Annotated in this window: 18 protein-coding genes; 12 read left to right on the top strand and 6 right to left on the bottom strand. The window is 50.1% G+C overall.

Annotation, left to right across the window (positions count from 1 at the left end; all coding sequences use genetic code 11):
- Window positions 1-42 precede the first annotated feature (42 nt).
- The 6 genes from M0P74_12805 to M0P74_12780 form a co-directional block, all read right to left on the bottom strand.
- Entirely contained in the window at window positions 43-1,998 is a 1,956-nt protein-coding gene (locus tag M0P74_12805) for an acetoacetate--CoA ligase (GenBank protein ID MCK9364464.1), read from the bottom strand.
- Window positions 1,999-2,106: 108 nt separating this feature from the next.
- Entirely contained in the window at window positions 2,107-2,565 is a 459-nt protein-coding gene (locus tag M0P74_12800) for a YajD family HNH nuclease (protein ID MCK9364463.1), read from the bottom strand.
- A gap of 29 nt (window positions 2,566-2,594) precedes the next feature.
- The gene (locus tag M0P74_12795) at window positions 2,595-3,011 is read right to left on the bottom strand and encodes a DUF948 domain-containing protein (protein MCK9364462.1); all 417 of its coding nucleotides are present in this window, start codon (window positions 3,009-3,011) and stop codon (window positions 2,595-2,597) included.
- A gap of 30 nt (window positions 3,012-3,041) precedes the next feature.
- Window positions 3,042-3,416 carry a YtxH domain-containing protein gene (locus tag M0P74_12790; GenBank protein ID MCK9364461.1) on the bottom strand — a complete coding sequence of 125 codons (375 nt, stop codon included), beginning with the start codon at window positions 3,414-3,416 and terminating at the stop codon, window positions 3,042-3,044.
- A gap of 132 nt (window positions 3,417-3,548) precedes the next feature.
- On the bottom strand, window positions 3,549-3,749 hold the full coding sequence (locus M0P74_12785; GenBank protein ID MCK9364460.1) for a hypothetical protein: 201 nt from the start codon (window positions 3,747-3,749) through the stop codon (window positions 3,549-3,551).
- Between the two features lie 216 nt (window positions 3,750-3,965).
- Window positions 3,966-5,354 (bottom strand): sigma 54-interacting transcriptional regulator, encoded by a 1,389-nt coding sequence (locus M0P74_12780; GenBank protein ID MCK9364459.1) that lies wholly within the window; start codon window positions 5,352-5,354, stop codon window positions 3,966-3,968.
- Window positions 5,355-5,925: 571 nt separating this feature from the next.
- Here M0P74_12780 and M0P74_12775 point away from each other — a divergent pair.
- From M0P74_12775 to pabB, 12 genes are all read left to right on the top strand, one after another.
- Window positions 5,926-7,494, top strand: a complete 1,569-nt coding sequence (locus tag M0P74_12775; protein MCK9364458.1) for a long-chain-fatty-acid--CoA ligase — start codon at window positions 5,926-5,928, stop codon at window positions 7,492-7,494.
- Window positions 7,495-7,551: 57 nt separating this feature from the next.
- The gene (locus tag M0P74_12770; protein ID MCK9364457.1) at window positions 7,552-8,820 is read left to right on the top strand and encodes a hypothetical protein; all 1,269 of its coding nucleotides are present in this window, start codon (window positions 7,552-7,554) and stop codon (window positions 8,818-8,820) included.
- A gap of 92 nt (window positions 8,821-8,912) precedes the next feature.
- Entirely contained in the window at window positions 8,913-10,094 is a 1,182-nt protein-coding gene (locus tag M0P74_12765; protein MCK9364456.1) for an acyl-CoA dehydrogenase family protein, read from the top strand.
- A 68-nt stretch (window positions 10,095-10,162) separates the two neighbouring features.
- On the top strand, window positions 10,163-11,356 hold the full coding sequence (locus tag M0P74_12760; GenBank protein MCK9364455.1) for a CoA transferase: 1,194 nt from the start codon (window positions 10,163-10,165) through the stop codon (window positions 11,354-11,356).
- A 69-nt stretch (window positions 11,357-11,425) separates the two neighbouring features.
- Window positions 11,426-12,478, top strand: a complete 1,053-nt coding sequence (gene dctP / locus M0P74_12755) for a TRAP transporter substrate-binding protein DctP (protein MCK9364454.1) — start codon at window positions 11,426-11,428, stop codon at window positions 12,476-12,478.
- A gap of 13 nt (window positions 12,479-12,491) precedes the next feature.
- On the top strand, window positions 12,492-13,016 hold the full coding sequence (locus M0P74_12750) for a TRAP transporter small permease (protein ID MCK9364453.1): 525 nt from the start codon (window positions 12,492-12,494) through the stop codon (window positions 13,014-13,016).
- Between the two features lie 78 nt (window positions 13,017-13,094).
- Window positions 13,095-14,378, top strand: a complete 1,284-nt coding sequence (locus tag M0P74_12745; protein MCK9364452.1) for a TRAP transporter large permease — start codon at window positions 13,095-13,097, stop codon at window positions 14,376-14,378.
- A gap of 18 nt (window positions 14,379-14,396) precedes the next feature.
- On the top strand, window positions 14,397-15,944 hold the full coding sequence (locus tag M0P74_12740) for an acyl-CoA carboxylase subunit beta (protein MCK9364451.1): 1,548 nt from the start codon (window positions 14,397-14,399) through the stop codon (window positions 15,942-15,944).
- Window positions 15,945-16,320: 376 nt separating this feature from the next.
- Window positions 16,321-18,000: a hydantoinase/oxoprolinase family protein gene (locus tag M0P74_12735; protein MCK9364450.1), complete on the top strand. Its 1,680-nt coding sequence runs from the start codon at window positions 16,321-16,323 to the stop codon at window positions 17,998-18,000.
- A gap of 48 nt (window positions 18,001-18,048) precedes the next feature.
- A complete protein-coding gene (locus M0P74_12730; GenBank protein ID MCK9364449.1) occupies window positions 18,049-19,362 on the top strand; it encodes a histone deacetylase in 1,314 nt (437 codons plus the stop codon).
- A gap of 36 nt (window positions 19,363-19,398) precedes the next feature.
- Window positions 19,399-19,788: a carboxymuconolactone decarboxylase family protein gene (locus M0P74_12725; protein MCK9364448.1), complete on the top strand. Its 390-nt coding sequence runs from the start codon at window positions 19,399-19,401 to the stop codon at window positions 19,786-19,788.
- 8 nt (window positions 19,789-19,796) lie between these two features.
- A complete protein-coding gene (gene pabB / locus M0P74_12720) occupies window positions 19,797-21,530 on the top strand; it encodes an aminodeoxychorismate synthase component I (GenBank protein MCK9364447.1) in 1,734 nt (577 codons plus the stop codon).
- Window positions 21,531-21,632: the final 102 nt, after the last annotated feature.

Raw genomic sequence — 21,632 nt, 5'->3', positions numbered from 1 at the left:
TTTCAGTAGTTTTTTGTCACTATCCACCTTAAGTAGTTACAATCAATCTTCCTTTAATTCCGGAATGTTTGCATAGAAATCCAGCGACTCCGGATTTTTCAGGGCGTCCTTGTTGGTAACCGCCAATCCGTCGATCATCTTCTTTACCGAAAGCTCGACCTTTTTCATGTTTAACGTGTAGGGGATGTCCGGAACCGCTATTATCTTCGCCGGCACATGACGAGGCGAGGCGTTCTCGCGGATCAGCTTTCTGAGCTTGTTTCTGAGTTCGTCGGTAAGTTCGACGCCCGGCGCCATCATCACAAAAAGGATAACACGAACATCATTTTTCCAATTCTGCCCGACAACGATGCTGTCCGTGATTCCCTCAACGTTCTCCACCTGACGGTATATCTCCGCCGTGCCGATTCTGACGCCGCCGGGATTAAGCGTGGCATCCGATCTTCCGTAAATTATCACCCCTCCCCTTTCATTGATCAGGACATAATCGCCGTGTCTCCAGATATTGGGATATACGTCAAAATAAGCAGCGTGGTATTTCTTTCCTTCCGGGTCTTCCCAGAAGTAGATCGGCATGGAGGGCGCAGGGGCCGCACAGACCAGCTCTCCCTGCTGGTTGACAACCGGCTTGCCGTGTTCGTCAAAGGCTTCAACCTTCATTCCCAGGCCGCGGCACTGCAGTTCGCCGGAATATACCGGTCCAATCGGATTGCCCAGGGCAAAACAGCCGTTTATATCCGACCCGCCGGAGATGGAGGAAAGTTGTATATCTCCTTTGATCTCGCGGTAGATAAACTCGAATCCCTCTTCGGAAAGGGGTGAGCCTGTCGAAAGGATCGTCTTGAGAGCAGTAAGATCATACTCTTTCCCCGGCAGCACCTTCTCGTTTATCAAAGCCGAGATATACCCGGCGCTCGTTCCGAAGACCGTGATTTTCTCCTCCTCGGCCATTTTCCAGAGGGCGCCCGCATTCGGATGGAACGGATTTCCGTCGTAAAGGACAATTTTCGGACCGACGGCCAGGGCACTGACAAGCCAGTTCCACATCATCCAGCCGCAGGTCGTGAAGTAGAATATCGTATCGTCCCGGGTGACATTTGTGTGGAGGATCATCTCCTTCATCTGGTTGATCAGGATTCCGCCCGCGCTCTGCACCATGCACTTGGGAAGGCCGGTAGTCCCGGAGGTGTACATAATGTAAACGGGATGATCAAAGGGGAGCTGCTCGAAATCTATATCTAACCCACTTTCGGGAGAGCGGAAATTCTTGTAAAGAATGGCGTTCTGCAAGGAGCTGATATCCGGTTCCTTTACAGTATAAGGAACGATAACAACCTTTTCGATCGTCGGCAGAGCCTTGATGATCTCGGCAACCCGGGCAAGGGAATCGAGGCTTTTGCCTTTGAAGAAATAGCCGTTCGCCGCAAAGAGCACCTTGGGTTTGATCTGCCCGAAACGATCCAGCACGCCCTTGATCCCAAAATCAGGCGAGGAAGAAGACCAGACCGCTCCGAGACTTGTCACTGCAAGCATGGCGGCGACGGTTTCAATCATGTTCGGCATGAAGCCGGCAACGCGGTCTCCGGGAACAACGCCGCAAGCTTTGAGGCTTTTAGCCAGTCTTGCGACTTCATCATAGAGCTCGGCGTATGTTGTTTTAACCGGCTGATGATCCTCCCCCCTGAAAACCAGGGCGACGGAATCGTCTCGATAACGCAGCAGGTTTTCGGCAAAGTTGAGGCGAGCGCCGGGAAACCAATTTGCCCCGGGCATTTTTTTGTCATCCTCAATTACCCTGTCATACTTCCGGGAAGCCTTTATCCCGAGAAAATCCCAAGCCGCCCCCCAGAACTCGGCGATATTGTTCACCGACCATTCGTGAAGGCTGCTGTAATCCTTAAAATCTTTTCCATACCGCTCTTTGACGAACGCCATAAAGCGGTGCATATTCGAACCTTTGATTCGTTCCTCGGATGGCTGCCACAAAAGCTTACCCATTTTACATCCTCCTTTTTCAAGTTAGATTAAGATATCCTTATATGCTTATATGAAAATTGAATTTATGTTAGCAACATCGCCGCGTTACATTGCGGTGTTTTTTGGGCTTCATTTATTTTTTTTCTTTTCCAATGCTTTTTTCAGTTTTTCGGCAAGGGCTCCCATTCCTTCTTGCGCGCCAGAATCGGCAAAGAAAACGGCTTCTTCCCGAATTGCAGCCGTTCCTCCGAGGTAATCGCCCAAAAGCTCCCGGCTGTGTACATCCTCGTGACAATAAGCGCAGAGATTCTCCCAGTTGCTGCCATCCGACGGGTTGTTTTGATGATTGCCGTCCTTGTGATGAACGGTGAGGAGGTGGCGATTGGAGGAGTCAAACTCCCTGCCGCAGCGGGCGCAAATCAGGCCATGCATGGCAAGGGACCGCTCCCGGTAATCCTCCTCGCCCGGTGCTTGCGCTGCCTTTATCTGCCGCACGACATCTTCAGCGGAACGGGAGAAAGGAGACGTCTCCTGAACCTTTTTTACAAGGATATGCCCGCCCCTTTTCCCGTACGTTACCCCGGCCATAAACTTCCCTCCGCCATTGTTCGAGTAATTTACCGGTGACGGTTGGGATTCCCGGACGGCGAGCCGGTCTTCAGATAATCGAGAAAGACGCTGATTCCTTTTACAACCGCCCCATAGGTGCGAAAGACATTCGCAACCGGGATGCCCACCTGCTGCCGGAATAACTGTTCTTTCCCCAGATAAAAATTCATGGCGCCGTTAATTTTTTCGAATGTCGAGGAAAAATCGTCAACCCGTCGTTCGACGGTGTTCGTAACCTTGTTCACGCGGGTTGTTATTTCCTCAAGATTTTTCATTATAACCGGCAGACTCTGGTTGACGCTGTCGAGCGTCTCTGCCACGCTTAATGACGTCTTTCTGATTTGAATCAAGGTCCAGACGGCATAGCCGGCAATAACAAAAAAGGCCAGGCTGACAATTAACAGGATTATCTCCATATTCGTCATGGTCAACTCCTCTTTTCTCTTCCGCTTTTCCTATGCCTTTTTCTGCTCTTCCTTGAAGGCTTCGACCCCCGCGACGATAGCATTCTTCAAGCGGCTCTTGCCATCCTGCAATGTATCTTTCCCCTGCTCTTTTAACTCTTCCACCCTCTCGCCCACTTCATCAACCCTTTTTTGGGTCTGTTCCTCGAGCTTTTTTAGTTTCGCCAGGGTTTCTTCATAGGCGTTGCGACTCTTCTCTATTGCGTTCTCGTATTCGTCCTTTGCCCGGGAAAGAAGCTCCTCCGTTTTTCTGCCGATTTCTTCGCGTGTCTCCCTGCCGCTTTTCGGCGCATAAAGAATGCCGACAAGGGCGCCCAAAAAACCACCAACAACCATCCCCGCAATAAAATCACCGCGATTGCTCATAGCTGCACCTCCATTATAAATTTTTGACGCAATTTATAAGTGCTTATACAATACATTTGCGGGGATAGTCAAAAAATAAGATAAAAAAAAGGCTGGAATAAAATTCCAGCCTTTTTTACGGTTAAGACAGAACTACTTTGTTGCCGGGGCTGCCGGGGCTGCTTCGGGTGTAGCAGGAGCTGCCGGGGCTGCTTCGGGTGTAGCAGGAGCTGCCGGGGCTGCGGTCTCCGCAGGTGCAGGTGCCGGCTCTTCTTTCTTGCTGCAGCCAACAACCGCGAACGAAATCGTCGCCAGAAATAAAATAGAAATAATCATTGCGAATATCTTCTTCATTAAACGCCACCTCCTTTCGTAGATTTCAATACTTTACAATCACACTGATCATTGACTGTAAACAGGGGGATTCTACTATTTATTTTCAGCTTGTCAAGAAAATTTTATAAATATGTCTAGAGTAAATAGAAATGTCAGGTTTTGTAGCACGTTAATTGTGCGGTTTTTCTGTTCAAAAAAGGAAGGAGGCACCAGCACAATGTTGTTGTCTCTTTTCTATGATTCCTGCTTTTGCACAATACCATATTGCTTCATTTTATTGTACAAAGTTGCCAGAGAGATCCCCAGTTCAAGGGCAACCATGCGTTTTCCCTTGACGGAATTTTCGTGGCGGTTAAGAGTCTTACTGATAAGTTCCCTTTCAGAAATTCTCACCATATCGGACAAATCAGATGATACAGGCTGATCCTTGATGACAGGCAAATGTTCCGTCTCTATTCTGCCCTCATCGCAACTATTAGCGGCAAACTCTATGATATTGAATAATTCGCGAATATTGCCAGGAAACTTGAATTTTGCCAACCTTACGACCGCTTCGGGGGCAATAGTAAACGTCCGGCGAAATTTTCTGCTCAATTTTTTAAGACAGTGATCTATCAGACAAGGGACATCCTCAAGGTGGCTGCGCAGAGGCGGTATTTCAAAATGCACCACATTAAGTCTATAAAAGAGATCGCTGCGAAACTTCATATCGCCGATAAGTTGTTCTAGATTTTTGTTTGTTGCCGATATAATTCTTGTATCGACCTTGATCGGTTTCGTTCCGCCTACCTTGATAAATTCATGACTTTCCAATACACGCAACATTTTCGACTGCAGTTCGAGCGCCATATCACCTATTTCGTCTAGGAACAGCGTGCCGTTATTCGCAATTTCGAACAGGCCCAGTTTACCACCCTTTTGAGCGCCTGTAAAAGCGCCTTCTTCGTATCCGAAAAGTTCAGTTAGAAGGAGTTGGGGGGAAAAAGCCGCGCAGTTTATAGCAACAAAAGATTCTTCTTTCCTGGTGCTTGTGTTGTGTATGGCATGCGCAAATAATTCTTTGCCCGTTCCGCTTTCACCGACAATCATGACAGGGGCGTCGCTGAGGCTGATGTTCTTTACCTGTTTTTTTATTTTTTCTATCTGTAAATTCATGCCGATGATATCGTCAAGAGAGTACAATGCCGTGTGAAACTCTTTCACTTTCGATGAATATATCTTTATCTTATTGCTGAGACTCACTATCTCAGTTATGTCGTGCGTCACTGCTATTCCGCCTATAACTCTGGCCTTGGCGATTATGGGATGTATATCTGCTATATACTCAACATTGCCAACCTTTCTTCTAATCCCCCGCAGGGGTTTACCTGTACGCAACGAGTCGGGAAGCCGCGCGCCCTTTCTAACGTCGCCAACATATTGCCCTATAATATCTTTCTGCTCTACACCTGTAAAACGGGTGTATTCGTCGTTTATAAAAAGGACTATGCCGTTTCGGTCACATATCATAATACCGTCTTTCACTGAATTGAGAACCAGATTAAACAAAGGATCATTGCTGATCTCAACGAGCTTTGATTCCGTCAGATTATCGAGCAGCAATGTCGCGATCTCTTTTTCCATAAGATGTACGGCCTAGAATTCTTCGAATCTTGAGAGTGTGACTTATGTCTAATATTTTAGAAAGTTTATAGAATTCTCTTTGATTATTGTCAATAGATTTGTTTTTTGAACGTGGCCATGGCTTTTTCATTTCTGCTGAAACAACTCGCTAATTGCAATGGAGAGACTCGTCCCGGACGAAGCAAGCGCAATTTTAATAACACTTTTTATATTGGCATGTACATTGCTGCTATATGGAGGTTCCCCGGTTCATTAATGGAAAAATGCACATCGATAAAATTAGCGTCTGCCGCAGATCGTTAAACGCGCCTTTCTGGTTTTTTGCGTTTAATCAGAACTGCGGTTAGAAACCATCGCAAATGGCTGGTTGAATATTCCCCGCGATCCTCGGCTATGCTTCCCACGGGTCGCCAACTGTGAGGTACAGGCAAAACTTTTTTGCGCCGCTATCTGATTCCATCCTATGCATGGACAAAATGTATTAATAGAATCAGCGGAGCAAAGCAAAACTGATGAATAAAATGATGTTGAATATTATAAGCAATTTTACACTTATACCAGGGATTGAAAAATGATTCTTGCGGATTCTCTGAAGAAAGCATATAAATTTTTCCCAAATAAAAAGGCTGTTGTCTGTGGGGACAATAGCTGGACTTATGAAGAATTTTTTATCCGTCTCAATAATTTTTCCAGATATCTTAAAACCGAGGGAATCAAAAAAGGCGACCGGATAGCGATTTTACATCCCAACTGCCACTATTACCTTGAGTCCTACTATGCGCTCGCGATTATCGGGGCAACCGCTGTCCCGCTTAATCATAGGCTATCCGCTGCAGAGCTCTCCTTCATCCTGAACGACGCCGGCGCCCGGCTGCTGATCGCCTCTCCGCGGTTCAGAAAAACGATTGAACAGCTCCGCGGAAATGTTCCCTCACTGGAAGGGATAATCTGGACTGGGGAAACGCCGACGGAAGATGGGGACAAGTCCTATGAAGAGATAATAGCCGGCCAATACCCCGCTTTCGCCGAGGTGGAGACAACCGAAAACGATATCGCCCAGATATACTACACCAGCGGCACGACCGGACGTCCGAAAGGGGTGATCCTGACCCATAAAAACGTCTCCGTCCATGCGCTGGGGACAATCGCGGAGTTGCAGTTGACCGACCGGGACGTCTGGCTTCATGCGGCGCCACTTTTTCATCTGGCGGACGCCTGGGCAAGCTGGGCAATAACCTGGGTGGGGGGGACGCATGTCCTCGTCAGCGACTTCGATCCGGCAGCGGTGCTGGCGGCGCTGGAAAAAGAGCGGGTAACGCTGACCAACCTGATCCCGACGATGCTCAACATTCTGATCAATTATCCGGAGGTGAAGAACTACGATTTCAGCAGCCTGCGGGTTCTGCTCAGCGGCGGCGCGTCGATCGCCCCGGAGGTCGTGCGGCGGATCGTGGAAACCTTCGGATGCGACTACCTGCAGACCTACGGGATGACGGAAACCAGTCCCTATCTGACCCTTTCGCTTCTGAAGGAGCATCTGCGGAAGTTGTCTCCGGAAGAGCAGCTCCGTTACAAATCAAAGACTGGAAGGGAATTTATCGCCGTCGAGCTGAAGGTTGTAAACGAAGAGGGACGAGATATCCGGCAGGACGAGCAGGAAACCGGGGAGATAATCGTCCGAGGGGACACGGTAACGCCCGGCTACTGGCATCTGCCGGAAGAAACCCAAAAGGCAATCCGGGACGGCTGGCTCTACACGGGCGACATGGCCGTCATGGATAGTGAAGGATATGTAACGATCGTTGACCGTAAGAAAGACATGATCGTAACCGGCGGAGAAAACGTCTATTCCACCGAGGTGGAAAACATCCTCTACCAGCATCATGCGGTTCTGGAGTGCGCCGTGGTCGGGGTTCCGGACGAGAAATGGGGGGAGACGGTTCACGCAGTGGTTGTATTGAAGCCCAATATGCCGGCAACCCCAGAGGAGCTGATCGACTTCTGCAAGGAACGGATCGCCCACTACAAATCCCCCAAATCGGTTGAATTCCTGCCAGAGCTCCCGAAAACCGGCTCAGGAAAAATCGAAAAGAAAAAATTGAGGGACAAACACTGGCCCGATATAATGAAGAAAATTTGATATTTCTTATAAGTTTAGTTCGTAATATGCTGATAAGTTCAGAAATACGGCGGAGAAATGAAAAAGATAACAGCAAGCGACATACCATCCATCATTGCTTCCAGAGCCAAGATCGGTCTGGGCAATGCATGCGCTGAGCCTCAAACACTCATCGAGTATCTTATCGAGAACAGAGATTCATTTGAGGCCTTGGATATTTACGGGATGATACAATACTGGACAGATAGATATTTCAGGGAGAATCTCTGGGAAAAGTTCAGGCTTAAGGTATTTATGGTTGACAGGTTTACTTTAGAAGGGCTGAAAAAGGGTTTTACTGAATATATTCCGTGTCGCTACTCAAATATTCCTGGATTGTTCACCAAAGGGTATATCCGCCTTGATGTTGCTCTTATTTCTCTTTCTCCCCCCAATTCCCAGGGCAACTGCAGTTTTGGCGTTTCATCGGACTATACCACTGCCATAGCCAGAAGCGCGAAGACGGTCATCGCCGAGATAAACCTGCAAATGCCATGGGTTTACGGAAACAATTATATTAACATAAACGAAATTGATTACTTCATTGAAACGGACAGGCAGCTCCCGCAAGTTAAATCCGAACCATTTACCGAATGCGACCAAAAGATAGGCGCCAACCTCAACCTTCTCATCGACGATGGAGCCACGATCCAGATAGGTCTGGGAAGGCTGAGCGAAGCAGTGCTCGCCTCCATTTCCAATAAGAGGCGAATAGGCGTTCATTCGGGGCTTATGACCGACGGTATCGCTGATCTTATGGAAAAAGGCGTGATTGATAACAGTAACAAGGGTTTGAAGGCTGGGAAAACCGTAACCACCACTATGATAGGCACGGACAAACTCTATAAATATTTGCATCACAACAGAAAGGTTGAGGCATTCCCCTCTAACTATACCCATAATTTGGTGACCCTGGCAAAGGTAAACCGATTGCACGCCATCAACAGCGCGATTCAGGTAGACCTTTCCGGGCAGATCAATGCCGAGACCGTGGCCAGAAACCAAGTCAGCGGCGTGGGAGGACAGTCGGACTTTATAAACGGCGCAGCCCTTTCCAGAGATGGAAAATCCATTATCATCCTGCCCTCTTCCTCAAAGGGAGGAAGCATTTCGAGGATCGTTCCCTATCTCGACAAAGGGGCCGCAGTAACAAGCCTGCGTCACGACATTGATTATGTGGTGACTGAACAAGGCATTGCTTCGCTGCGGGGGAAAACATTAAAGGAGCGGGCGAAGGCCTTAATTGAGATAGCCGAACCGAAATTCAGGGATTGGCTGGATTCTGAAAGGACAAAAATTTTTCCGTAGTCGCTTCACTTTTGCCAAGCAGGATCGATAAAAAACAAAATATTCTTGAGCTTATTGCTCGAAATTAAACACATAAAATAAAAGGAGATCACATGGATTTTGAACTGGACGAAACACAAAGACTGATGGTTCATACCGCGGAGCAATTCGCCAGAAAAGAGGTTGCCCCTTGGCTTGAGCGGAGAGGTTCCATATCCGAGATGATTGCGAAAATGGGAGAAGCCGGCCTTTTTGGTTGTGCCTTTCCTGCCCGGTATGGGGGAAGCAATGCCGGATTTCTTGCCCATTCTCTGGTATGCGAGAAGATATCGACCGTCGATTCAGGCCTTAGGGCTCCCTTCAACCTGCAGGCCATGACAGGACCTTACACGATCATGGAATGGGGGAGTGAAAAAGCCAAAGAAAAATACATAGCCCCGCTTGTTTCAGGGAAAAAGTTGGGCTGTGTCTGCTTTTCGGAACCTAATGCAGGATCGGATTTGTCCTCCATGGAAACAAAAATTGAAGACAAGGGAGACCACTTTCTGATCAATGGTAACAAGACATGGATATCAAACGGCACTTTGGCGGATTATGCGGTCGTATATGGGACCATGGACCGAAAGCTTAAGAATAAGGGGATTTGCGGTCTCATTGTCGAAACTGATCAAAAAGGCTGGCATCCAAGCGAAATAGACAAGTTAGGGGATAAAAATTCCCCCATAGCCGAGATATTCATGGAAGATGTAGTTGTGCCCAAGGAGAACCTGCTCGGAGATATGGGCAATGGTTTCAAGATTGCCATGACCGCATTGGATCGCGGTCGCATAAGCGTCTCCAGCGGCGCTTTGGGCGTGGCCCAGGCCTGCCTGGATGCATCGATCAATTATGCCAAGGAAAGGGTTCAGTTTGGTCAGCCTATCGGCCAATTTCAGATGGTTAAAGCCATTATTGCCGATATGGTTGCCAATGTCGAGGCGGCCCGCTTTCTGGTGAGAAGGGCCGCGTGGCTGAACGATAATTGCCAGCCCTTTTCCAGAGAGGTGGCCATTGCCAAGTACTTTGCCGGTGAGACAGCGGTAAAATGCGCCGGGTGGGCCATGGAAATTCACGGGGGGATGGGCTATTCCCTGGAATTGCCCGTGGAGAAGTATTACCGGGATTCAAAGCTTTATCAGATTGGCGAGGGAACGGCCAATATCATGAAACTTATCATCGCCGATGACGCGCTCGGCTACAAGCAGGCAAACAGACCCCGGTTAAAGTTGCCCACGGAGTTTAAGGATTTACAGTAGATTTCGGAATAGGCAATTGCGGAAAAGTTATCCCCAAAATAAATTTCCATGAAAGGAAGTGTGCGTAAATGGCAGGCCCATTGGAAGGAATAAGAGTAGTAGATCTGTCTCGGATTGTCGTCGGTCCATACTGCACTATGGTACTGGGAGACATGGGCGCGGATGTGATCAAAATTGAAATTCCCAAAATAGGCGATGAAACAAGGATGTGGGGACCGCCTTTCATCGGAGGGGAAAGCGCTTATTATTTGTCGCTTAACAAGAACAAGCGGAGCCTGACCCTGGACTTCAAAAAGGAGAAGGGAAAAGAGATACTGAGACGTCTTATCGCTGAGTCCGACGTCCTGATTGAAAACTATCGATTGGGAACCCTCGACAAGGTTGGGTTTGGTTATGACGAGTTAAGGAAAATCAATCCCCGCATCATCTATTGCAGCATTACCGGGTATGGGCCGACCGGGCCCATGGCTCACGAGGTGGGAGTAGATGTCGTGGTGGCGGCCGAGGCAGGTCTGATAGGGATAACGGGGGAGGCTGACAGACCGCCATCCAAGGTTGGCGTGGCGATTACCGATATCATTACCGCCTTGTTTGCCCAGGGGGCAATTGCCAATGCCCTGCTGTACAGGGAAAAGACAGGGAAGGGGCAGCGGCTTGATCTGTCGCTTTTTGAATCCCAGGTGGCCACGCTTTTCAATCTCTCCCAGAGCTATCTTGTTACGGGAGAAATTCCTGTCCGCAGGGGGCTGGGCCACGCAAGCATAGTTCCCTACCAGGGATTCAGGACCAGAGACAATGAGTATATCATGGTTACGGTGACAAGCGAGAAAATGTGGAGCAACTTCTGTAAAATCATGGAGATTCAGGAGCTTGAAAAAGATCCTCGCTTTGACGAGAACAAAAAGCGGGTGATGAACAGGGAGCAGCTGGTGCCCCTGCTCGAGGAGAAAATTTTAGCCGGCGATTCCGATGGCTGGGTTTCCCGGTTTCGAGGCGTGGGCATTCCCTGTGGCAGAATCAACACGATGGACAGGGTGTTCGCCCATCCTCAGATAGAGCCTCGCAACATGCTTGTGGAGATAGATCATCCCACTGCGCAGAAAATAAAATTGATAGGCGTGCCGGTAAAGTACTCAGAAACGCCGGGCTCGGTCAGGCTGCCCCCCCCCCTTCTGGGCCAACATAACAATCAGATACTTTCGGAACTTCTGGGCTACAACGAGGATGATATTGAAGCTTTCAGGAAGCAGGAGGTTATTTAAAATATATCAACGCGGCAAGGGAAAAGGATGTCATTGAAGCGACAAATACTGACTAAAGGAGGATTGGATATGAAAAAATGGGTCATCTTATTATTGGTATTGGTTTTCAGCACGGCTTACGCAACGGAGCAGGCTTCCGCTCAGCAGCTCAAAAAGCAGGACGTAATTAAATTAAGGGTCGCAGACTCCCTTCCGCTTGCCAACCCCCTTTCCTCAAAGGGCATACAGCCATGGATGGCCCGCGTCGAGGAATTGACTGCCGGGGAAGTGAAATTTACTCATTTCCCTGCCGGACAGATGGGCAAGGCAAATGATATGCTGGAGCTGGTGCGCAGCAGGGCTGTTGATCTGGCTTATGTTGGGCCTACGTATGTTGCCGGTAATATGCCTTTGAGCGGGGTTATGGAACTGCCGGGGGCGGCCGCCAGTTCAGAGGTCAGCAGCGTGGCATATCTGAGGCTTTGCCAGGGAATTCTGTTGAAGCCGGAATTTCTCAAGAATGGCATTCGTCCCGTCTGGGCATTCGTATTGCCCTCCTACGAAATATACAACACCAAGCGCGAGGTAAAGCTCCCCAAAGATACAAAGGGGCTTAAGATTAGGTCAGGCGGCGGCGCAATGGACTATACCCTTCATTATCTCGGCGCGACGGCAATAAGCAGTCCTCCCGCGGAATCATACGAAGCCGTCCAGAGAGGCGTAATCGACGGGGTCGTTATGAATTCCGTCAGCATTTTCGCCTATAAACTTGATGAACTGGTGAAATACAGCACGCGGGGCACTTCGATAGGATCGTTCGTCGCGACGCTTTCGATCAACGAAAATGTCTGGCAGAAGCTGCCCGCGGAGGTTCAGAAGGCCATGCTTCAGGCGGGCGAGGAGGTGGCCAAGAGTTTCGGGATTGCGCAGGATACCGACATCAGCAAGCTGGTTCAGCAATTTGTCGAAAAACGGGGACTTAAAGTCCACGACCTGACCCCTGACGAACAGAAGATATGGACGCAAGCCATGGCGCCGGTGGAACAGATCTGGGTCAAAAACATAAATGCCAAGGGGTTGCCCGGTCAGCAGGTGCTCGATGAGCGGAAAAAAATAACCCAGGAAATCAAGGCGAAAAAGTGATGAGGAAGGCATTATGATCGAGCGAGGAGTTGCATTGTTGGATCGGGGATGTACTTTGGTGGAAAACGTCTTCGTGGCGGTCAGCGGCGCCAGTCTAATACTGATGATGGTGTGGATCACTGCCGACGCTTCGGGGCGATATCTTTTTGATCACCCCATCAGCGGAACCTATGAATTCAGTGAAGAATACCTGATGGTGATGCTAATTTTCCTGACTCTCAGCTTCACCTATGTCCAAGGGGGACACGTCAGGGTAACGGTGTGTCTGCAGTTTATCCCGAAGGCCGTGCAAAGGTGGATTTCCATCTTCAATGGCATACTGGGTTTGATTTTCTTCATCCTGATCGTGGTTGCAAGCTGGGGAGTCGCGATGCGAGCGCTGAAAATGAGCGTGGTTTCAAACAACATCCTCCAGTATCCCCTGGCCCCATCCTTTTTCATGGTGCCGATTGGAAGCGCGCTGTTGTCCCTGCGCATTTTTCAGTCGCTGCTTGGGGATATCTGGATAAAAAAACATCAGGGACATGAGATAAAATAAATTCAATATCTTGCGATAAACCAGGCATACCCTGGCAAAAGCCAGGGGCACGCCTGGTTGGGGAGGGAGCTGAACGTCATGGATTATTTTCCGCTTATTCTTTTAGGAATTCTGCTGGTTGTCGGCATGCCGGTGGCTTTTGCGATGGGGGTGTCAGGGGCGATAGGGATATATATGATGGGTGGAATGGATACCCTGATGGGTATCCTGGGAACTTCCCCCTATCGCAGTGCCGCCAGCTTTCTTTTGACCACGCTTCCCTTGTTCATATTTATGGCCGAAGTGATTTCGGCGACCAACATCACCCGGGATTTATTCAAGGCCGCTTACAGGTGGATCGGACACCTGCCCGGGGGCTTGGGCATCGCAACCGTAATGGCCAGCGCCCTGCTCGGCGCGATGTCGGGATCAAGTACGGCCTCGGCGGCAGCCATGTCGTCCATTGCCATTCCTGAAATGGTTAAATTCAATTACAAGAAGCCTTTCGCGGCCGGGGTTGTGGCTATGGGCGGCACCCTGGCCATCATGATTCCTCCCAGCATTCCGATGATAGTTTACGGCATCACCACGGAAACCTCCATCGGGAAACTGCTGATTGCGGGAGTATTCCCGGGTCTTCTCACGGCTCTCTCCTATTCATTGGGAATCGTCTTATGGACCCGGTTTGATCCCGGGGTCGCCCCCTCGGTTTCGCCATTTGGATGGAAAGAACGGTTCTCTTCCCTTTTCGGAATATGGCCGGTTCTGGTTCTGGTTCTCCTCGTAATCGGGGGGATGTATTCCGGTTTTGTAACCGCCACCGAGGCCGCCGCCGTGGGCGCTTTCGGGGCTGTCGTGATCGGTCTGGTCATGCGCAGGTTAACGTGGCCCTCTTTCAGCCATGCGGTGAAGGCGACGTTGAGAAGCAGCACGATGATCTTCACAATCATCATCGGGGCCATGATCCTCGGATATTACATGACTATCAGCATGTTTACGCAGGATGCCATCGGCTACATCAAAAACCTGCCTGTAGGTCCTTGGGGAATTATGATCATCATTGTCTTCGTTTACCTGATTTTGGGTTGCTTCATGGACCAGATCGCCATTTTGTTGCTGACCCTGCCGCTTACCTTTCCGCTTGTTACCGGGTTGGGCTTTGATCCCATCTGGTTTGGGGTAATCGTGATCGCCCTCGCGGAAATTGGGTTGGTGACGCCGCCAATCGGGCTGAACGCCTATATCGTCAGTTCTGTAAGCAATGTGTCGCTGGAAGATACTTTTAAAGGGGTAGGCGTTATGCTTCTTTTTGAGGCAGTGGTTCTGGTGATCCTGCTGGCCTTTCCGAAAATTTCAACATGGTTGCCTTCTCTGATGAATTAATGTGATACAGGAAAGAATATGAACGAGAATCTTGATGCGCTTGTAGAGAAACTGAGAAGAAAAAAGGCTGTCGCTGCCGGAGGAGGGGGCGAGAAATATGTCGAAAGACAGCATAAAAATGGACGCTACACCGCCCGTGAGAGAATAGAGCATCTTCTTGATCCGGGCAGCTTCGTGGAAATAAAGATGCTTGCCTCCCTGGATGAAGATAATGCCAATGGGCTTTACGGCGACGGGGTCGTTGCAGGATACGGAAAAATAGACAACCGCAACGTGTGCATCTATTCCCAGGATTATACCGTCAAGGCAGGGACTACAGGGCCCCTGCACCGAAGCAAGATTACTGGCATAATCGAGATGGCGATAAAAACAGGCTCCCCTGTGATCGGTCTGTGGGATTCCGCAGGAGGGCGACTCGACCTGGCGAACAAACCGCTCCCCCTATGCAATTCTTCGATTTTTTTCCGATGCACCCAGGCCTCCGGGATTGTGCCGCAGATTTCCGCAATCCTTGGCCCAGGCGCCGGCAACGCCGGATACGCAGCCGCGCTGACTGATTTCATTTTTATGGTGGACAAGCAAAGCTTTACTTTTGCAACTGGTCCTGCAGGCGTAAAAGAGGTTTTGGGGGAAGAGATCAGCATGGAGGAGCTTGGCGGCGCGAAGGTACACTGTCAGACCTCGGGGCTTGCTGATGGCAGATTCGCTACCGAAGACGAGTGTTTCGCGCAGATAAGGAAGCTTCTCTCCTATCTGCCGTCGAGCTGGAAAAAACCCTCCCCAAGAGGTCCCGTTGATGAAAATTACCGGGAACCGGATGAGGAAATTGGCGATCTGGTTCCCGCCAATTTACTTAAGGGCTATGACATGAAGCGGCTTATCGCCCGCATAGTTGACAGGGGGGAATTTTTTGAGATCAAGCCGGAATTTGCCAGAAATATCATTACATGTTTCGGACGGCTGAACGGGCTGTCGGTAGGAATTGTCGCCAACCAAACTCTCTGTATGGCCGGTTCGCTGACTGTAAATTCCTCCGACAAGGAGGCGCGATTCATAAGATTCTGTGATGCGTTCAATATACCGCTGATCTTTCTCACGGATACAACAGGATTCCTCCCCGGCTCGCACCAGGAACATGCCGGCATATTAAGGCATGGAGCGAAGGTTTTGTATGCGATCAGCGAATCAGTCGTTCCCAAGATTGCCGTGCTTGTCAGAAAGGCCTATGGCGGCGCTAAGCCTGCCATGGGTATAGACAAGGACATTGGCATAGACCATATATATTCCTGGCCTACAGGCGAGTCGGCCATCATGGGGGCTGAAGGCGTTGCGAACGTAATATACGGCCGGGAGATTGCCAAATCCGAGAACCCGGAAAAACTGCGAGAACAGAAAATCAAAGAATTGAAGAAAGCAGCCAATCCCTATCCGATGGTTTACGGAGGGCTTGTAGATGATCTCATCGAGCCTGCCGAGACCAGATGCAGATTGATTGAAACGCTTGAGGCGATAGCGGAAAAGGAAGTGGTCAGACCTTCCAAAAGACATGGCAATATCCCCCTTTAAAGAAATCGTAGCTAATATTTCATTTTTTTTAGGGATGTCTTTGGTTATTGCTATTTGGTTATTGCTGCCGCCTTTCGCCGGTCAATTTTACGTTATCAAAACGACGCTTTCGCTTCGCTTGAAACTGCGTCTTAAGGATGCTGACCCATAAGCATTTGCTCCTGCCCCCTCTTACGAACAATTATCCCTGCCAGATTGCTGATCTGATAGACAAGAACGCCATAGGCAATCCCTTCTTTTTAAGCGATAGCATATAACGATAAAAAAAGATGCAATTGTCTATCTTTATTGATAATGGATTCTGCAGCTCTTTTCGTTATGCGGAATGCATGATATAAAAGACGCTCTACCGAAAGGAATAAAGGGGCATGATGGCATGATCATAGGTATAGACGTAGGGGGGACGCACACCGATGCGGTTCTGATCGACAAAGGCAAGGTTATTAAAAAGACAAAAGTCCCCACGAATCATGACCGTCTGCTTTCCTCGCTTCTCGATGCTACAAATGAAATCGCCGATAAAACCATAATACCTCGACTGGAAAGAATCGTTTTAAGCACGACAATCTCGACAAACGCGATCGTGCAGAACAAGATTGACCGGGTTGGGCTCCTCGTCGCGAGCGGCCCGGGGCTCTCCCCCGAATCCATAAATGCCTATCCGGACATACGTTTTCTGGCCGGTTCCATTAACCACCGCGGCCGCGAGATGGAACCCCTGAACCATGCAGAGGCAGACCGGGTAGTGGCAGATTTCCTTTCCAAAGGAATTAAAAATATCGGAATCGTCGGAAAATTTTCAACGCGCAATCCACAGCACGAGTTCGAACTGCGGAAAATTGTCGGCGATAAGGCATGCCACGTTACCCTCGGGCACAGGATGTCCGGGCATCTCAATTTCCCCCGCCGGATTGCCACAACCTTTCTCAATGAGGCTATCTGCAACCTTTATCAGAGGTTTGCCGGCAGCGTCGCCGACTTCGCGCTGAAACAAGGGATGAATATTCCAATTTATATCCTGAAGGCGGATGGCGGCGCCATGGAGCTTGCCCGCTCTATTGAATTTCCGGCGCAAACCATCCTTTCCGGACCAGCGGCGAGCGTCATGGGAATTATGGCGACGACAAACAGCCGGGTAGATGCCATAGCTCTTGACATAGGCGGCACAACAACGGATATCTCCATCTTTGCCGACGGGGTTCCGCTCCTTGAGCCGTTCGGGGTTACCATCGAAGGCAGGAAAACCCTGATCCGCGGCTTGCGCACCCGCTCAATCGGGATCGGCGGGGACAGCGTTGTTGCTCTCAATGAAGGAAACATTCAAATCGGCCCCAATCGCGAAGGACCTGCCGCCGCGTTGGGAGGGCAATTTCCCACTCCCACCGATGCGATGATTGTCCTCGGCCTGACCAGGATAGGAGACCCGCAAAAGGCGATCCATTCCCTTATGCCAATTGCCGAATCCCTCCATTGCGACATGCAGGAGACGGCACGGATGATCTTTACGGAAACCTGCCGCCGGATTGCATCAGCCGCATTCCAATTCCTTAATGAAATAAACAACAAACCTGTATATACAATTCAGGCCCTGCTGACGGACAGAAAAATTGCGCCTCACAGCCTCTATGTTGTTGGCGGCCCGGCCGAGCAGATGGCCCCAGAAATCGAACGATTGCTGGAAACAGAGTTTGATGTTTGTGATTGCAAGACCCACATCCCCGTCAATTACGAAATTGCCAATGCCATCGGGGCCGCCCTTGCCCGGACGACGGCGGAGCTGACCATCCTTGCAGATACGGAAAGAGGCATCTTGACGATAGCGGAAGATGGGTCGCAAGTCTCTATTCCCGCAAATTTCACACTTGCGGACACAATCCAGGTCTGCTGTGAAAGACTGCGAGAAAAGATTCGCCATACAGACGATTTTGTCCGTGAACCTGAAATCGAGGTAATAGAATCTCAGGAGTTCAACATCGTTGACGACTTCTGTACGGCAGGTAAAAACATCCGTGTAAAGACACAGGTTAAACCGGGAAGCATCGGTGAATGTAAATAGTTGATAGTTATTAGTTAATAGTTGTGAGTTAGGGGGAAAGGAAAAATTGTGGCAACGAAAAAACTGAAAAAAACAGGCCTGATATTCTTTCCCGCCTTTGACTGGGCCATCTCTCCGACTCATCCGGAGCGGGAAGAGCGCCTTCTCTATACGCAGGATCAGGTTTTTGAAGAAGGCCTCCTCGATTTTGACAATATTTACGAATACAAACCGCAAATAGCGACAGCAGAAGACATCAATCGCGCCCATATCTGCGTGCCGGATGCCCTGAGCGTCGTTACCGAATCACACCTCATCTCGGCTGGAGGCGCCATAACCGCAGCCCAGAAAGTGCTTACCGGCGAGGTTGACAACGCCTTCGCCCTCGTCCGGCCGCCCGGTCACCACGCCATGCTCGTTGTCCATGGCGCGCGGGGTTTCTGCAATGTGAACATCGAAGCGATCATGATCGAATACATCCGCAGTCATTATGGCCACAAAAGAATCGCCGTTGTCGATACCGACTGTCATCATGGGGACGGCACCCAGGATATCTACTGGAACGACCCGGATACCCTGTGCATCTCGCTGCACCAGGACGGAAGGACCCTTTATCCGGGGACTGGCTTCATCAATGACTTCGGCGGGCCGAACGCCCTCGGGACAACAATCAATGTGCCGCTCCCCCCGGAAACATCCGATGAGGGGTATCTGACCGTTATCGATCGGCTTGTCCTGCCGATTCTCGACGAATTCAAACCCGACATCGTCATCAACTCGGCCGGGCAGGACAACCACTACTCCGATCCCCTGACCAACATGCGCGTCTCCGCGCAGGGATATGCGACCCTGAACGCCCGGCTCGCCCCCGATATCGCCGTTCTGGAGGGAGGCTATTCGATCGAAAGAGCCCTCCCCTACACCAACGCCGGGATAATTCTGGCCATGGCCGGGCTCGATTACAGCCATGTCCGGGAACCGGATTACAACCCCGACCTGCTCCGTCAGGACGCCTCTGTCACCAGAACAATTGCCGAAGAGATTGATCAAGTTTTGCGGCTTTGGGACTGCAGGCGCAATATGAAAAAAAAACTCGTTGGCGATGCGCGCTGCATGAGACGGAATAAAAATATTTACTACGACACGGACGGGATCAGGGAGCAGCAAACGGAAACAGTGCGCATCTGCGATGACTGCGGCGGCCTTGTCACGATAGAATCTTTTGCCAGTACCGGCAATAACATCTTTGCCGTTATCCTTCCCTCCCGCTGCTGTCCGGAATGCCGGGCCGAAGGAGAGGAATCTTACGGGCGCTCCAAGCGGGGCAAGTACAACCATATCTATTTTCAGGACCGGACAGCGGGGATATTCCTGTCAAAATGAGCAACAACCACAATACTGCTATATGAGGAGACCAACATGACGGAAAATATTGATGAAAAAACGAAAGCGACGGCAAAGCGGCTGTTTGAAGGCGGCATCAAGATGGACCCTTCCTATCTTATCTGGAAGGCGTTCGACAAGGAACTGGCCAAGGATTTTTCACGCTTTATCACCGGCAATCTCTACTCGCGCACGGTCTTGACCCTTCAGGAACGACAGATGGCGGCCTGCGCCATTCTTGCCGCCATTGGCGCCGGGGAAGAGCTGAAACTGCATGTTAACGCCGCGCTCAATGTCGGGTGCGACCCCAAAAAGCTGACCGAGATATTCTTTCAGGTGGCAACCTACGCGGGCATGCCCGCCGTCAACGAAGCTCTGACTATTTTTCGGGATGTGCTTGTTGAACGCAAAGAGTGGCCGCTGTAACCAGGCCTATGGTGAACATAATCCTGCACGATCAAGACCTTGGGCAATGGCTTCAGTTTTCCAATCCCCTTGCGGTTCTCAAGGCGGAGACTCTTTCCGCTGTGGTTCCGCTCTTGGCGGAAGTGGACAATTTCGTGGAGCGCAAGGGTTTTTTTGCCGCGGGTTGGATAGGTTATGAAGCCTCTGCGGCATTTGACTCAGCGTTGCACACCCAGCCAGCGACAGCTTTTCCGCTGGCCTGTTTCGGGATTTTTAAACATCCGCCAATCATCCGAAAAATGCCAGCAGCAGGCTCAGCTTATCCTCTCGAAGGATGGCGCCCCTCTGTCAGCCAGGAGCAATACGCCCAGGCAATCGCCCGGATAAGGGAGCATATCGCGGCCGGCGACACCTATCAGGTGAATTACACCCTTCGTTTATGGAGCAAATTTCACGAAGACCCGTGGAATTTTTTTCTCAATGCCTGCGGAGACGCCCGCTATGGAGCTTTTATAGAGGCCCCTCCTTATTATATATGCTCCGCCTCCCCTGAACTGTTTTTTTCGCTGAAAGGGAAACGCATCTTTTCCAAACCGATGAAGGGAACCGCGCCCCGGGGGAGAACAACCGCTGAAGATAGCGAAAATTCATTATTTCTGCACAATTCAGAAAAAAACAGGGCGGAAAACGTGATGATCGTTGACATGATTCGCAACGATATCGGGAAAATAGCGGAGTTCGGCTCGGTAGATGTTCCCCGTCTTTATGAAATTGAAAAATACCCGACGGTTCTGCAGATGACCTCAACCGTGGAAGCCGTCACAGCCGCCTCTCTATCCGAAATAATGAAGGCGCTTTTCCCGTGCGCCTCGATCACCGGCGCCCCCAAAGCCAAAACAATGGAGATCATCGCCGCGCTGGAAACAGCGCCGCGCAATATTTACACAGGAACAATAGGTTACTATGGACCGGGACGTCGCGCGCTTTTCAATGTGGCAATCCGGACAACCCTTATCGATACAGCCACGGGACGGGCGGAGTACGGAGTCGGCGGCGGCATCGTCTGGGATTCGACAACAGACGATGAGTACGAGGAGTGCCTGACCAAGGCCAGAGTCATCCTTGACCCCGTCTCCCCTGTTCCCTTTTCCCTTTTGGAAACACTCCTCTGGACGCCGGCAGAGGGATTCTTTCTGCAATCACGGCATCTTGAGCGCCTTAAAGACGCAGCGGAATACTTCATCTATCCTTTCGCTGAGCGCCAAATACTCGAAAATCTGCATGCGGCGGTTTCCGGCCTCTCCTCGGGAGAATACCGCGTTCGCCTTCTGCTGGCACAGGATGGAAAGATTGAATGCCAAGCCGTAACTCTGGAAAAACCTGCAACCTGCGGCTCTGTGCGGGTACAACTCGCAAAAGAACCAGTTTCTTCCCGCAATCCTTTTCTTTTCCACAAAACAACAAGGCGGGAGGTTTACGAACAGGCAAAAAATTCCTTCCCTGACGCGGATGACGTAATTCTATGGAATGAGAAAGGCGAGATCACCGAATCGTGCATCGCCAATGTGGTAATTTTAAAAGAAGGAAGGCTTGTTACCCCACCGGTGAGCTGCGGACTCTTAAACGGCGTGTATCGGGCGCAACTTTTGGCCGAGGACAAAATAACTGAAGAGATAATATCAATCAATGATCTGAAAAACGCCAAGCAGATATTTCTGGTAAATTCCGTGCGCAAATGGCGCGAGGCCGTCTTGCTTCCATAGGAGGTAATTGCAAAACGTTTCGTCATGCCCGAATGCTCTTGTCGGGCATCCATGATTTTAGGGAGTTACAAACTGGATTATGATTAAGCTTCGCTTTCCCGC

The sequence above is a fragment of the Syntrophales bacterium genome (genome assembly GCA_023229765.1).
Classification (GTDB): domain Bacteria; phylum Desulfobacterota; class Syntrophia; order Syntrophales; family UBA5619; genus DYTH01.
The sequence above is the reverse complement of the archived record's forward strand: the minus strand, read 5'-3'. Positions and strand labels throughout refer to the sequence as shown.

What these genes read in the sequence shown, in the direction of transcription:
- M0P74_12805 (MCK9364464.1), bottom strand. Translation starts at nt 1,998, where the DNA reads ATGGGTAAGCTTTTGTGGCAGCCATCCGAGGAACGAATCAAAGGTTCG.
- M0P74_12800 (MCK9364463.1), bottom strand. Translation starts at nt 2,565, where the DNA reads ATGGCCGGGGTAACGTACGGGAAAAGGGGCGGGCATATCCTTGTAAAA.
- M0P74_12795 (MCK9364462.1), bottom strand. Translation starts at nt 3,011, where the DNA reads ATGACGAATATGGAGATAATCCTGTTAATTGTCAGCCTGGCCTTTTTT.
- M0P74_12790 (MCK9364461.1), bottom strand. Translation starts at nt 3,416, where the DNA reads ATGAGCAATCGCGGTGATTTTATTGCGGGGATGGTTGTTGGTGGTTTT.
- M0P74_12785 (MCK9364460.1), bottom strand. Translation starts at nt 3,749, where the DNA reads ATGAAGAAGATATTCGCAATGATTATTTCTATTTTATTTCTGGCGACG.
- M0P74_12780 (MCK9364459.1), bottom strand. Translation starts at nt 5,354, where the DNA reads ATGGAAAAAGAGATCGCGACATTGCTGCTCGATAATCTGACGGAATCA.
- M0P74_12775 (MCK9364458.1), top strand. Translation starts at nt 5,926, where the DNA reads ATGATTCTTGCGGATTCTCTGAAGAAAGCATATAAATTTTTCCCAAAT.
- M0P74_12770 (MCK9364457.1), top strand. Translation starts at nt 7,552, where the DNA reads ATGAAAAAGATAACAGCAAGCGACATACCATCCATCATTGCTTCCAGA.
- M0P74_12765 (MCK9364456.1), top strand. Translation starts at nt 8,913, where the DNA reads ATGGATTTTGAACTGGACGAAACACAAAGACTGATGGTTCATACCGCG.
- M0P74_12760 (MCK9364455.1), top strand. Translation starts at nt 10,163, where the DNA reads ATGGCAGGCCCATTGGAAGGAATAAGAGTAGTAGATCTGTCTCGGATT.
- dctP (MCK9364454.1), top strand. Translation starts at nt 11,426, where the DNA reads ATGAAAAAATGGGTCATCTTATTATTGGTATTGGTTTTCAGCACGGCT.
- M0P74_12750 (MCK9364453.1), top strand. Translation starts at nt 12,492, where the DNA reads ATGATCGAGCGAGGAGTTGCATTGTTGGATCGGGGATGTACTTTGGTG.
- M0P74_12745 (MCK9364452.1), top strand. Translation starts at nt 13,095, where the DNA reads ATGGATTATTTTCCGCTTATTCTTTTAGGAATTCTGCTGGTTGTCGGC.
- M0P74_12740 (MCK9364451.1), top strand. Translation starts at nt 14,397, where the DNA reads ATGAACGAGAATCTTGATGCGCTTGTAGAGAAACTGAGAAGAAAAAAG.
- M0P74_12735 (MCK9364450.1), top strand. Translation starts at nt 16,321, where the DNA reads ATGATCATAGGTATAGACGTAGGGGGGACGCACACCGATGCGGTTCTG.
- M0P74_12725 (MCK9364448.1), top strand. Translation starts at nt 19,399, where the DNA reads ATGACGGAAAATATTGATGAAAAAACGAAAGCGACGGCAAAGCGGCTG.
- pabB (MCK9364447.1), top strand. Translation starts at nt 19,797, where the DNA reads ATGGTGAACATAATCCTGCACGATCAAGACCTTGGGCAATGGCTTCAG.